Genomic DNA, 12839 nt, shown 5'->3' with positions numbered 1-12839 from the left:
AGGAAACCACGGGCCGCCGAAGGCGTTCTCTCGTGTGAACATCGACGATCGGGAGGCAGATGCCGGCGTCGCTCCTCGGACCATGGAAAGGATCCGCGAAACCAATGGCTGACAATCTTTCAAAATACCGCGCTAAGCGCGATTTCAAGAAAACCAGCGAACCGAGCGGTCTGGCTCAGGTCAAGCCGTCGAACCGAAGGCGGTTCGTGATCCAGAAGCACGACGCCACACGGCTTCACTATGATCTGCGGCTTGAACTCGACGGCGTGTTCAAGTCCTGGGCGGTGACCAAGGGCCCCTCGCTTGATCCGCATGACAAACGCCTGGCGGTCGAAGTCGAGGATCATCCTCTCGAGTATGGCGACTTCGAAGGAACGATCCCAAAGGGCCAATATGGCGGCGGCACGGTGATGTTGTGGGATCGCGGCTATTGGAAGCCGGAAGGCAGCAAGTCGCCAGAAGAGGCCTTGAGGAAAGGCGACTTCAAGTTCACGCTCGATGGCAAGCGGCTGCATGGCAGCTTCGTGCTGGTCCGAATGCGCAATGATCGCGATGGCGGCAAGCGGACCAACTGGCTGCTCATCAAGCATCATGACAATTATTCCCTCGAGGAGAACGGCGCGGCGATCGTGGAGGAAAATATGACCTCCGTCGCCTCCGGCCGCAGCATGGAGCAAATCGCCGAGGGCAAGGGCCGCAAGCCACGACCGTTCATGATGGCGCATGCGGATGTCGAGGCGGATGCCGTCTGGGACAGCAAGCATGGTCTGGCGGCCGACGAGCGCAAGAAGAGGCCTCGCAAGAATGTCGCGACCTCCACCGCAGTCGACTTGCCGGATTTTATCGAGCCGCAGCTCTGCGAGACGGTTTCCCGGCCGCCGACCGGTGACGACTGGCTACACGAGATCAAGTTCGACGGCTATCGGATGCAGATGCGCGCTGCCGGGCACAAGGTGACGCTGAAGACGCGCAGGGGTCTCGACTGGACCGCGAGATATCCAGAGATCGCCGATGTTGCATCCGAATTGCCCGATTGCATCATCGATGGCGAAATCTGCGCCCTCGACAACAATGGCGCACCCGATTTCGCAGCACTTCAAGCCGCGCTCTCGGAAGGGAAGACCGGTAACCTTGTCTACTTCGCCTTCGACCTGCTCTTCGATGGCGGCGAGGACCTGCGGTCGATGCGACTAGTCGAGCGGAAGAAGCGGCTCGAAGACTTCCTCGCTGCCGGGAGCGACGATCCGCGTATTCGCTACGTCGATCACTTTGAATCCGGCGGTGACGCGGTGCTGCGCTCCGCCTGCAAGCTGTCGCTTGAAGGTATTGTCTCCAAGCAGATGGATGCGCTCTACCGGTCGGGCCGCACCGACACCTGGGCGAAGGCCAAATGCCGGGCCGGCCATGAGGTCGTGATCGGTGGCTATGCAAGGAACAACGGCAAGTTTCGATCTCTCCTGGTCGGCGTTCCCCGCGGCGATCACTTTGTCTATGTCGGCCGTGTCGGAACCGGCTACGCCGCCAAGAAAGTCGAGATGTTGCTTCCGAAACTCAAGGCGCTCGAGACGACGAGATCGCCCTTCACTGGCATAGGTGCTCCGAAGAAGCAGGCGGAAGTGGCCTGGGTGAAGCCCGAGCTTGTCGCCGAGATCGAATTCGAAGGTTGGACCGCTGACGGCCTTGTCCGTCAGGCGTCCTTCAAAGGACTGCGTGGGGACAAACTGGCGAAAGAGGTTGAAGCCGGGAAACCGGCGTCGCCCGCCAAGACCGATACCGCTGAACCGGTCGCGACCGCCAAACACAAAGCTGCCCGCCGCAAAGGGGGCAAGGCAGAGGTCATGGGCGTCCTCATCTCCAGTCCCGACAAGCCACTCTGGCCGGACGCCGGTGATGGCGAACCGGTCACAAAGGAAGACCTTGCCCGCTATCATGAGGCCGTTGGCACCTGGCTCATCGATCACATCAGAGGGCGCCCATGCTCGATCATTCGAGCGCCTGATGGTATTGGCGGCGAGCAGTTTTTCCAGCGGCATGCGATGCCCGGCACGTCCAACCTGCTCGAACTGGTAAAAGTCTTCGGTGACAAGAAGCCCTACCTTCAGATCGACCGGATCGAGGGACTGGCTGCGATCGCCCAGATCGGCGGTATCGAATTGCATCCGTGGAACTGCGAACCAGGCAAGCCGGAAGTGCCCGGCCGTCTGGTGTTCGATCTCGATCCTGGTCCCGACGTGCCGTTTGTTGCTGTAGTCGCGGCCGCGCGCGAGATGCGCGATCGCCTCGACGCACTCGGCCTCGTCAGCTTCTGCAAGACCACGGGTGGCAAAGGGCTGCATGTTGTCACGCCGTTCGCCCTCAACAAGCGCAAGCCTCTGTCATGGGCGGAGGCCAAGGGATTCGCGCATGATGTCTGCCTTGAGATGGCACGCGACAATCCCGACCGCTATCTCATCAAGATGAGCAAGAGCCTTCGCAGCGGCAGAATCTTCCTCGACTATCTGCGCAATGACCGTATGGCAACCGCCGTGGCGCCGCTCTCGCCGCGGGCGCGGCCCGGCGCCACAGTGTCGATGCCGCTCAACTGGACGCAGGTAAAGTCCGATCTCGACCCGAGGCGGTTCACCGTCCGGACCGTGCCGGCGCTGCTTGCAAAAATCACTGCCTGGCAGGACTATTGGGACGGCGAGCGTCCCCTCGAACAGGCGATCAAGCGCCTCGGGAAATCAAAACGGGCCGCGTGAGAACCGGGGGTACTTGCCCGGACCATGACCGATGGATGAAGAAGCGAAACACGAGTCTGGCTCACCCGCGCGTATCGGCGCCACGACCGACCTGCCGCATGACCGAACAACAGTCGCACGGTTTCGGGAGGCGTTCCCGCGTGCCCGCTGGAGCGACCGGCTGAATGCGTGGTTCGTGCCGGGCCGCACTGCCGAGAAGCGCATCAGCCGTTGGCTGGCCGAGGTGGAGGCAGAAGCCGATAGATTCGCTGATGAGAAGGGCAGGGACGCGTTCGCCTTTGATCCGATTGAAAGTCGCTATCTCGAGGCGACGCCCGCCACGTTGCAGATCCAGACACCCTATTCACGCACGGTCGTCAACGAGGTCCGGGAAATTCCGTATGCACGCTGGGACGCCGATCGCCGGCTATGGACCGTCCCTTACCGCTCGTTCGATGAACTCCGGAAGCGATGGCCAACGATCGAGGCGGCGGCGGGCCGTAGTGAGCCGGAAGCACGGCAGGCCCGGCGCGAAGCGATCAAGGGAACGCAAGAAGACGACGCATCCAAGGCGAGGATAAGGGAGCGCCGGCGGAAGCGATATCCTGTCCCTGCCGATGATGCTCCGCCCTTCGAGCGCGCGGTCGGCACGCATGTCGGCATCGTCTTCTTCATGGGCACGGATGGTGAGCTGGCCGACCCAGCGACAGTCAGCGCGTTCTACTTCCCTACCGCATATGGTGAGGAATATGTCTGGGCCTCCTGGCGATCTGGTTCACTCGAAGAACTGGTAACGACCTGGCCCGCACGAACGTCGCCGAACGAGCGCGAGCTCAAAAGGGGCTGGTGGATGCCGACGCTGGAGGAACTGCGGATCGCGCGGCGCGTTGCCAAATCCAGGCAACGGGCCAGAGAGCGTAGGGACAAGAAAGATGCTTCCGGTGAAAGACCAGCAGGCAGCGCTTGAGGAGTTCCGAAGCCTGCCGCCCGTCGCGCCGCGCGAGGTGGTCGGACTTTGGAACGGACGCGGCATCCCGGCGGGGCATCCATTCGACCGTGTGCTGGAAAATCTCGGCTCGTTCGGCAAACGGTTCACGTCGGACATACGCGCCGGTGTCTTACTGTTTCGATCGGGAGACCGGAGGTTGGCTGCCGTCGGGATCCCGCTTCGGCTTGCGTTGCGTTTTCACGAAGGCGGCAGGATGCGAGTCGCCCGAAACCTGTTTTCTCCAGCGTCGTCTTTGCGCGAGAGTTCGGTCGCGTCCGTGTAGACAACCGTGTTCGGCGGCGTCGAGAGCGCGGCCCTGGATATGACGATCAATCCATTGTCGATCATTCCGACGGATTGATGAGGAGTGAATCATGGGTGCGATGACCATCAAGGCGACGGGCGGATTTATTTCTTCGAACTCGAGCACGTCGAGAGTCCTTGAAATCCGAGCAGCCGGTCATCATCTATCGGTCATCACCCGTATCGATGATCGCCTGCCGAGCAGCTTGTCTGCCGCGCGGTCGTCCGGGTCCAGACAGGGCGCTCCCCGCAAGGGTCGAGCGCCCTGTTCCTTTATCGGGCCGGGTTTTTACAAAACACGGTAGCGTCATACTGAGAACCATTTCCGTTCTTACGCCCATTCCGGGCCGTTTGGCGAGACCGGCTTCAGAAGCGCCAGGCACGGCTCAATGCGCTCGAGCACAAGGTATCCATGATGTTGACGACATTGCTCGGCGACGACGAAAACACTGTCTTGCCCTTGCCCTTCTGCGGCTTCAATGTCTCCTTCTTGGCCGCAATAATCTCGAGCAGGCGCATCCGGAAACAACGAAGGAAAGAAAACCCGTCACAGTAGAGTGACGGGTTCAGCTCAGCCTCTAAGCAAGAAGCCTAAAAATCCGCTCAATAATGGATGCAAAAATACAATCGCTATGAGTGCCGTTCCGGTTTCAGCCTAGGTAACAGCGGATCAAAATTTAGTGTGTGCTTATACAAAAGTCCATTCACCATCGTCTGGCGCGTGAAAAGCGCCGTGATGGACTTCACTCTCACCCCACTCATTTGCCCGAAGGCTCAGTTGCAAATTCCTGCGCACAACAGTCTGGGGCTAGGTGTTCAGTCCCAGCATTTGATGGTTTCCGGCTTCACGCCGCTGTCCAGGGCGCTTGGCTACCGTGATCGGACTGGGAGACGCGGGCCGGAACCGTTGTGAACTGTCAAAAATCAAATGGAGTGGAAATGCTCGTGTGCGCAACGTGACAGGCTTCGAGTGTCCGTCGAAGGCGGTCGGCGCTTAAAATCAGGGGTAGCGCAGACTGCTGACGTGCCTTAAAGTCGCCACAGGGCAATGGAGGTTGCCCGAGGAGGATCTCATGAACGACCCCATCATTGGATTTTTGGTCGCAGGTGAACTGTCCTGCCTATTCTGGGCGGCCGTATTCATGTTGGCCGGCTAAATCCCAGCTATAGAACTGCTGATCCTAGTTAGCAACGCCCGCAGTGCGCGCCTTCCAACGGAGTTTCGGGCGCGTCGGCCGACTTCGGAAGTGCTTGGTATCCGTACTTTCTAGCCGAGGTTAGCCGGAAACCGTTGGAAATCGGGGATGGTCGCGTATTGGCGGTTCGGTCGGATGGTTCTCGTCGACGTCTCGAATTTCCGCAGGCCCTTTAACGGCGCAGAGACCGCAGCAGCCCTGTTGGAGGAAAGGAGCGCTAGGGAGCTCCATTGTTCGCGTCACTGGAGGGATCCAGCTCGCTTACGAGCGGTGCGCTTCCTGGCCCTGGATCCTCGGCGTAGGTTAAATGGAGCTTTCTCAGCACAACCTCCATGGCGTTCAATGCTTCAATCGAACCCCATCCCTGCATGTTCGCCTCGGTGATGATTTGCCGCATCAGCCGCTCCATGTCTGCTTGGCACTCGACTTCCCGATCCGGCCCACTGGCGGAATGTTCGACCCCTTCAATCATCGCAGCATTCTCCTTCGAATGTTGAACTTCCAATGCTGTCGAATGTTCCATGCACCGCGCCCGGTTCATCGGGCGGGGCGCCCGAAGACGCATGGGGAAATCTGGCGCCACGCGAAATCTCTGAGCTTTTGAGTGACCCGATCAGGGTCTACGTCTTCCGATGCAAACGTGAGCGCGCTGACGGCGCTTACCAAGCAGCGGACCCAGCCAAATTCGAGGCCTAACACGTGCCTAGCGACTTTATTCCTAAATCTCGCACGTGAACCTTGTTTGTGACAGGTCGATGACGATCCTTGCCTCGCGACGGAACGCGAGAAAAATGCCGCCCCGCATGCGCTGGCTTTGATTAGGGCACGCCTGACGCTCGCTGTAGTGGCGAACCATTTTATGAGCCTTTTTGGAAGAGTTAGGCCTCGGGTTTGTGGCAAACCACTTCGATGTTGTGCCCGTCCGGACCAATAACGAAAGCCGCATAGTAGTTCGCATGGTAGTGCGGGCGCAGACCAGGCGCTCCATTGTCTCTGCCACCCGCCTCCAGAGCCGCGCGATAGAAAGCTTCGACTTGCTGGCGGTTCTGCGCGGTGAACGCTAAGTGAAGATGCGCCGGCTTCTCCTCGGTCTGGCACATGCACAATGACGCCTCACCACCCTTTGGGCTAAGCTCGACACCGAGAGGCCCCTCCAGAACAACAGCTACGCCGAGCGGTTCGAGTGCCTTGAGAAAAAACGTTTTGCTCGCTGCATAGTCGCTAACTCCGAATGCGACGTGGTCAAACATGAGTTCTCCTGAAGTGTGCGAGCATAACGTCGCGGCCATACTCACCAGCGAGGGACCATCGGTCAACCCACTGGTTGACGGCGTTCGCCAAGTCTTCCAGGGCGGGCGCTAAACGGGTACAAGGATTTCTAGCAGTCCCTCCCTACCGCCACTGAAGCTGGGGAATACCCTACCGTTCAGCGCGTTAGCACCCGCGCCACCCAGAAGTAGGTCGTCGCCCGCACTAGCCCGAGATGGCGTTGCCGCCGCTGTCGATCGGCTTGAGCTTGTATTCGTTCGTGCATTGCAGCCGCCCCATGCCCTCGCCGCCGTTCGGCATCCGCGGTCAAGGCGTCGGCGAAGGCGGAGCCCCTCAACTGGTCAATCGAGATAAAGGCGTCGCCTCGGGCATCACCTGTGTTGGCTGCCGTATTGGTCAGATGGACGCTTGGCCCGGCAGTGGCGTTGGAGTAGGAGGCGACATCCAAGCCTGTGCCGCCGTCGACAACGTCGGCGCCGGCACCGCCGACCAAGATGTCGTTGCCCCTCCCACCGTTCAACGCGTTGACGGCGGCGTCACCGAGCAAGATGTCGTCGAACGCGGAGCCGTTCGGGTTCTCGAACTGCGACAGTTGGTCGCCTGCAGCGTCTCCACCGGAAGACGCGCCACCAAGAACAAGCTGGACCGCAGCCAAAGACCCGCTGTAGTCGGTCCGTGCCCTCACCACCGATCAGCGTGTCGGCACCCGTGCCTCCCTGGATCAAGTCGCTGCCGGCCCCGCCGAAGAGCATGCTGTTACCGCTGTCGCCCGTCAGTCTGTCGGCATGATCGCTGCCGGTGATACTTTCGAAATTGATCGGGAAATGCTCCAGCTCAGCATCGCCAATAAAGCCCGACGATTATCCATGTTATTCGTGGTTTGAGCATAGGAACAATTGCTGACCGAAGGGGTTAGGCTGGGAACGCGAGGAACTGACGTGATGAGATCCGAACCGCGCCAAATTGTACTCTCGGCAGAGCGCCTGGCGGAATGCCAGGAGTCTCTGGAAGACACGTTTCACCAGATCGTCGACCAAGCAGTCAGCTGTGGCTGGTCAACTGAAGAAATTCTAGTTGCCCTTAGCGGCCTGATATCGAAGGAGCTATCCGACCGACCGCGAGCCACGCTACACTAAGCATGTCCTGGATAACGCCGGATTTATGGTTGACATTGTATTGCCCTCCGTATCAAGCGCTGCCGCCAAGAATCCGCCTCGTTTTCGAAATTCTCCGGGCAACAGATCCTAGTATTTATCTCGGAAATCGAATGAAAGACTTGTTTTGAAAAGGGATATTCCTGCGCCCAACGGGCCTGCTTTTCAACAGGCTCCATTGACCACCAACGGGCCGCTAGTTCGAAGCTGTTTAAGTCGATGAAAGACCGATTCTCAGGTGAATTTCGTCACCCTGTGGGATGCTTAATCTTCGTATGATAGCAGTCTGTAGTCCGATTTTTGCCCCCCGCTGCCACCAAACAGGAGATTGGCGAGTGGATGCGAAAGCGACAAATCGCGAAAGAACTGAACGGATTTCCCGCGCGGCGTCCAATGGGCGCTGAGTGAAGATGTCATGCTCGTCGCTTAAAGGGGAGTTGGGTTCCGAGATCTGGCGGTCGACCGAGGCCGCTTTCTCTCGGTAAATGGGGGTGTCGCACGCGGCCGTTAGACGCCGCGTGCATTATCCGACGATATCGGACTACTTGATTTCCGTGACGGTCAGCTTGCCCTCGACGCGCTCTGCGACGAACTCGATGCTCGCGCCTTCCTTGAGCTTTTGAAGCATCGCGTCGTCTTTAACGCGGAACACCATCGTCATGGCAGGCATTTCAAGGTCCTTCAGTTCCTCATGAATGAGTGTGACTTTCTTTGCCTTGGCGTCGACTTTCTTGACGGTGCCCTTGGTGAATTCCGCCGCGAAAGCGCCGGAGGCGAGGGCGGTTGCAACCAAGGTGGTCGCTGCAAGTGCGAAAACTGATCTCATTGTCTTATCTCCTTGTTGGGATCACTTCTTGGCCACGGTGACGTCGCCATGCATTCCGGCGTCGTAGTGGCCGGGAACGAGGCAGGCGATCTTGAACGTCCCGTCGTTGGTGAACTTCCAGACTATCTCGCCCGACTTTCCGGCAGCCAGACGGATCGCGTTCGGATCGTCGTGTTCCATTTCCGGGAACTTCTCCATCACGGCCTTGTGCTCCATGATCTTGTCTTCCTGGTCGAGCACGAACTCGTGGTCCAGTTCGCCCGCGTTCTTGATGGAGAAGACGATGGTCTGACCTTTGCGGACCTTGAAGGTGTTCGGCGTGAAGATCATCTTGCCGTCGTCCGTCTCCTTCATGGACACGCGGACGGTCTGGGTGGCCTGAGCCTTCTTGCCGGGCTCACCGACAGCCATGGCCTCGCCGTGACCACCAGCGTGTGAACCGGAGGCAAGGGCAGGGGAAGCGAGCGCCGCGAGGAATAATGCGATAATTGCAGTCTTCATGATTCAGTCCTTTGGTTGGTTGGAAGATGAGATCAGCCGTGCTTCATGGGCTTGGGCGTGATCTGGGTTTTGGCATCCTTGGCCTTGGTCGTGTCGGGAAGTTCACCCGTCCACTCCCAGGCTTGCGTGCCGGGTGGGTTTTCGTACCAGCCGGGATCGGTGTAGTCGTCGGCCGCGATCCCCTCTCGGACCTTGACGACAGAGAACATGCCGCCCATCTCGATGGGACCATGCGGTCCCCATCCAGTCATCATCGCAACGGTGTTCTCCGGAATTTCCATTTCCATCTCGCCCATGTCGGCCATACCGGCGGTCCCCATCGGCATGTATTCAGGCCGTAGTTTCCTGATCTTTTCCGTGACCTGTTTCTTGTCGACGCCGATAAATGTCGGGATGTCGTGCCCCATGGCGTTCATCGTATGGTGCGACTTGTGGCAATGGATCGCCCAGTCACCGACGTATTTGGCGTCGAACTCGTAGGCCCGCATCGCGCCGACCGGAATGTCGATGCTGACTTCCGGCCAGCGGGCTTCCGGCCGCACCCAGCCGCCGTCCGTGCAGGTGACCTCGAAGTCGTAGCCGTGCATGTGGATCGGATGGTTGGTCATGGTGAGATTGCCCACCCGGACCCTCACCCTGTCATCCTTGGAGACCACAAGCGGGCTGATGTCTGGGAAGATGCGGCTGTTCCAGGCCCAGAGGTTGAAGTCCGTCATTTCCATGATGCGCGGAACGTATGTGCCGGGATCGATGTCGTAGGCGCTCAGCAGGAATACGAAGTCCCGGTCGACCGGCATGAACTTCTCGTCCTTCGGGTGGATGATGAACATCCCCATCATGCCCATGGCCATCTGAACCATTTCGTCCGAATGCGGGTGGTACATGAAGGTGCCCGATTTCACGAGATCGAACTCGTAGACGAAGGTCTTGCCGACGGGGATGTGCGGTTGCGACAGCCCCCCGACGCCATCCATCCCGGACGGCAGGATCATGCCGTGCCAGTGGATGGTGGTGTGTTCCGGCAGCTTGTTGGTGACGAAGATGCGGACCCGGTCGCCTTCGACCGCCTCGATGGTCGGTCCCGGCGACTGGCCGTTGTAGCCCCAGAGGTGGGCTGTCATGCCTTCAGCCATTTCACGCTCAACGGGCTCCGCAACAAGGTGGAATTCCTTGACGCCGTTGTTCATCCGATGCGGTAGCGTCCAGCCGTTCAGAGTTACGACCGGGGTGTAATCCGGCCCCGATGAGGGCCGGACAGGTGTCTGCGTCTCGGCGGTTTCCATGATGGCAGCCTCAGGCAGACCCATGTTGGAGGTCTTCGCCCAGGCGGCGGTCGAAACCAGGGCAGCGCTCGCACCGAGTATCTGTCTTCTGTTGAACATGTCTGTGTCCTTTCCTAGTGACCACCGCCGCCGCTTTCGGCAGCCGCCGCGACTTCCGTTTCGCCACCGGCTGCTCCCGCGCCGCCGCCATAAATGGCAGGCGCGAGATTGGCTTCGGCCAGCCAGAAATCGCGTTTTGCATTGACGGCGAGGAGGATCGAGTTGACCTTCTCTCGGCTGTCGGCGAGCAGTTCGAACGTGTTGGTGATCATGCCATTGTAGGTGAGGAGGGACTCTTCCTCGATCTTCGTCCGCAGCGGTACAACGCTGTTACGGTAGTGTCGGGCGATATCGTAGTTCGAGCGATAGGCCTGGTAGGCGGACCGCGCCTCCGAGCGGACGTTCACCGCTTTCTCTGCGAGCAGATTGGCAGCGCGCATGTAGGCCAGCTCGCCTTTCCGCATTCGGGCCTTGCCGCTGTCGAAGATCGGGATGACGAACTCCAGCGCGACGTTGCCGGTCGTGTCGACGTTCTTCTCGCCGTCCTCCAATTCACGTTCAGTCTCGAACCCCGTCAGGATTTCGAGGTCGGTCACATACCGCGTCGCTTCCGTTAGGTTGTAGGACTTGGCCTTGGCTTCGAGATCGAGCTTGGCCATCTGCAGGTCAACGCGCCGTTGCAGGGCCTCCGCCTCGATTAGGTCTCGCTTGATCAAACCCTTCGGAAGCTGTGCCAGGCGATTGGGAATCTGGTAATCGATGTCCGATCCCCAAAGTCCCATGAGCCGTGTCAGCTCTTCTTTCGCGAGGCGGGCCTCTAGCCGGGCCTTTGCCGTCTGACCCGCCAATTCGGCATAGAAGACGTGCTCACGGGCCTGGCCGCCCTTGGTCAGCGCACCCGTTTCGCCGAGTTTTTGTGCAAGGTCCGAGGCCGCGTCTGCCGCCGCCTGCGCCTGGTTGAGTTGGGAAACCGTCTCCCATGCGGCCACGGCGTTGATCCACGCACGCCGGGTGTCAGCGGCCAGTTGCAAGGTGCCCAGGGTCGCGTTGAGCTGGGCCTTGCGAAACTCGGTATCGGCGATCTCGACGTTCCGTTCATGGGTGGCCAGCGCCAGGAGGTTGGTGGCGATCACGCCTTCGACGGTCTTGAATGCTTCAAGCCCTGGCGTACCAATGCCGATCAACCCCACCTCGACCGTCGGGTTCACCAACATGGTGGACTGCCAGGCATTTGCAGCCGAGTCGCCAAGGTCGGCATAGGCTGCCTGGAGGCCCTTGTTGTTGAGGAGGGCGACCTGCACCGCTGTCTCGACGTCGACGCTCTTCCTCGCCAGCAACGTCTTGACCCTGCCCGAGACGGCCTGGGCATCGCGGCGGTTCTGAATCCAGATCGCGTCTTTTCCGGTCGCTTCTGCGGTTTTGCTGGATACGGACGAGAATCCGGAGTTCTTCTGGGAATACTCCGCCGCCGAGACGCATCCACCGAGAATAAGCGGGAGCGCAACAGTCGCCACGACTTTCATTTTACTGATCGTCATGACGCGCCTCCGTCTGGCGCCTGCGCGTCGTTCTGGTTTCGCCACGGCTTGGGATCGACCGGGACGCGGTGCGTGTAGCCCGAAACGGGGCTTTGGTAGCGGACGGGGCGAACATCGACCGGCAGGTCGGCAAGATCGCCGGAAGCAATGACTTCAGGAGGCAACGTGGCAGCGCAACCGCTTGCGAAAAGCGGCAGGGCAACCACCAGAAATAAAGGTTTCATGGTGTAATCCGAATAGGAGAAGGCAGCGGCGCAGTGGGCAATGACACCCCCCTACGCACGTTCAGACCCGCAAGGACGGGCGTGTCCTGTTCAGATATTCGGGGGGCGATGCAGCGGCACGAGTTCGCCGACGACATGGTTGTCGTCGATGAATTCGCGGATGGAGGACACGACGGGTCCGCCGACCACACCGGCCGCGGCGATAATCGCAAAACTCACGCAGAAGTCCTTACAGCACTCCTGCTTCGCATTTTTCTGCATGTCATCCGGCGAGACGCTTTCGTCGCCATGGACGTGCTCGCCGTTTGTCATTTCGTGGTGGCCGTCAGATTGGACGGTCGTTGATGTCGACATCGGCCCATGCATTGCTGCCGAAGCAGCGGGCAATGAGTATCCAGCCAGTGATGCGATGATCACCAACCGAAGCAGAACCAGCATTTTTGCCAATGTGATTCGATACATACCCATGTCCCGAGGACTACCATCAGCCCGGAAGTTGTCAATTGCGAGCTTCATCTAGCCGATGATTCGCGTCGTTTATGTGGCGCTGCACAAGGAACCATGCCACCGATGGATCATGAAGAAACCTTGTAGAGCTTCCAACGATGGCANGGTCAACAGGGTCCTAAGAGGGAGTGTGGAATTTATGGGAGATATGCGGGTTATATTCAGTGAGTAGCTTAACGGCCTATATCGGGCTTTTCCTGGTCGCCTTCGGCGCGGCGACGATTTTGCCATTTCAGTCCGAACCGGTGCTCATCGGCTTGCTCCTTTCCGGCAAATTCTCCGTGCTGGGAC

Annotated in this window: 13 protein-coding genes and 3 pseudogenes; 5 read left to right on the top strand and 11 right to left on the bottom strand. The window is 59.5% G+C overall.

Annotation, left to right across the window (positions count from 1 at the left end):
• The first annotated feature begins 104 nt into the window (after positions 1 to 104).
• From ligD to A3AY_RS37410, 3 genes are read left to right on the top strand one after another with little or no spacing between them, the layout of a single operon-like run.
• Positions 105 to 2741, top strand: a complete 2637-nt coding sequence (gene ligD, locus A3AY_RS0106460; RefSeq protein ID WP_018324870.1) for a DNA ligase D — start codon at positions 105 to 107, stop codon at positions 2739 to 2741.
• Positions 2742 to 2772: 31 nt separating this feature from the next.
• The gene (locus tag A3AY_RS0106455) at positions 2773 to 3687 is read left to right on the top strand and encodes a hypothetical protein (RefSeq protein ID WP_018324869.1); all 915 of its coding nucleotides are present in this window, start codon (positions 2773 to 2775) and stop codon (positions 3685 to 3687) included.
• On the top strand, positions 3653 to 3991 hold the full coding sequence (locus tag A3AY_RS37410; protein ID WP_420830245.1) for a GXWXG domain-containing protein: 339 nt from the start codon (positions 3653 to 3655) through the stop codon (positions 3989 to 3991). The genes A3AY_RS0106455 and A3AY_RS37410 overlap by 35 nt, the downstream gene beginning before the upstream one ends.
• A 386-nt stretch (positions 3992 to 4377) precedes the next feature.
• On the opposite strand, the gene A3AY_RS38935 is transcribed toward A3AY_RS37410, so the two are convergent.
• From A3AY_RS38935 to A3AY_RS41345, 5 genes and pseudogenes are all read right to left on the bottom strand, one after another.
• Positions 4378 to 4530 (bottom strand): hypothetical protein, encoded by a 153-nt coding sequence (locus tag A3AY_RS38935; RefSeq protein ID WP_018324867.1) that lies wholly within the window; start codon positions 4528 to 4530, stop codon positions 4378 to 4380.
• 894 nt (positions 4531 to 5424) lie between these two features.
• Complete coding sequence (locus A3AY_RS0106435) at positions 5425 to 5730, bottom strand: hypothetical protein (RefSeq protein WP_154663252.1); 306 nt, start codon at positions 5728 to 5730, stop codon at positions 5425 to 5427.
• 355 nt (positions 5731 to 6085) lie between these two features.
• Entirely contained in the window at positions 6086 to 6457 is a 372-nt protein-coding gene (locus A3AY_RS0106430) for a VOC family protein (RefSeq protein ID WP_018324865.1), read from the bottom strand.
• A gap of 176 nt (positions 6458 to 6633) precedes the next feature.
• Positions 6634 to 7161, bottom strand: coding sequence for a calcium-binding protein (locus A3AY_RS39620; protein ID WP_026203174.1), 528 nt, complete (start codon positions 7159 to 7161; stop codon positions 6634 to 6636).
• A 16-nt stretch (positions 7162 to 7177) separates the two neighbouring features.
• Positions 7178 to 7228: pseudogene (locus A3AY_RS41345) on the bottom strand (hypothetical protein); the annotation flags it as partial.
• Between the two features lie 392 nt (positions 7229 to 7620).
• Here A3AY_RS41345 and A3AY_RS38925 point away from each other — a divergent pair.
• Positions 7621 to 7747: pseudogene (locus A3AY_RS38925) on the top strand (LysR family transcriptional regulator); the annotation flags it as partial.
• A gap of 424 nt (positions 7748 to 8171) precedes the next feature.
• Here the strand turns inward: A3AY_RS38925 and A3AY_RS0106420 are convergent.
• The 6 genes from A3AY_RS0106420 to A3AY_RS0106395 form a co-directional block, all read right to left on the bottom strand.
• The gene (locus tag A3AY_RS0106420) at positions 8172 to 8456 is read right to left on the bottom strand and encodes a copper-binding protein (RefSeq protein WP_018324864.1); all 285 of its coding nucleotides are present in this window, start codon (positions 8454 to 8456) and stop codon (positions 8172 to 8174) included.
• A 21-nt stretch (positions 8457 to 8477) separates the two neighbouring features.
• Positions 8478 to 8957: a cupredoxin domain-containing protein gene (locus A3AY_RS0106415; protein WP_026203173.1), complete on the bottom strand. Its 480-nt coding sequence runs from the start codon at positions 8955 to 8957 to the stop codon at positions 8478 to 8480.
• 32 nt (positions 8958 to 8989) lie between these two features.
• Positions 8990 to 10339, bottom strand: coding sequence for a multicopper oxidase family protein (locus A3AY_RS0106410; protein WP_018324862.1), 1350 nt, complete (start codon positions 10337 to 10339; stop codon positions 8990 to 8992).
• Positions 10340 to 10353: 14 nt separating this feature from the next.
• Positions 10354 to 11817, bottom strand: a complete 1464-nt coding sequence (locus A3AY_RS0106405) for a TolC family protein (protein ID WP_018324861.1) — start codon at positions 11815 to 11817, stop codon at positions 10354 to 10356.
• A complete protein-coding gene (locus A3AY_RS0106400; protein WP_018324860.1) occupies positions 11814 to 12041 on the bottom strand; it encodes a hypothetical protein in 228 nt (75 codons plus the stop codon). The genes A3AY_RS0106405 and A3AY_RS0106400 overlap by 4 nt, the downstream gene beginning before the upstream one ends.
• A gap of 90 nt (positions 12042 to 12131) precedes the next feature.
• On the bottom strand, positions 12132 to 12509 hold the full coding sequence (locus A3AY_RS0106395) for a hypothetical protein (RefSeq protein WP_026203172.1): 378 nt from the start codon (positions 12507 to 12509) through the stop codon (positions 12132 to 12134).
• 203 nt (positions 12510 to 12712) lie between these two features.
• Here A3AY_RS0106395 and A3AY_RS40305 point away from each other — a divergent pair.
• Positions 12713 to 12839: pseudogene (locus A3AY_RS40305) on the top strand (YqaA family protein); the annotation flags it as partial.

This window comes from Rhizobium giardinii bv. giardinii H152 (assembly GCF_000379605.1).
Taxonomy (GTDB): domain Bacteria; phylum Pseudomonadota; class Alphaproteobacteria; order Rhizobiales; family Rhizobiaceae; genus Pararhizobium; species Pararhizobium giardinii.
Note: the sequence above shows the minus strand (reverse complement) of the source record. Positions and strands in the feature narration are given on the sequence as shown.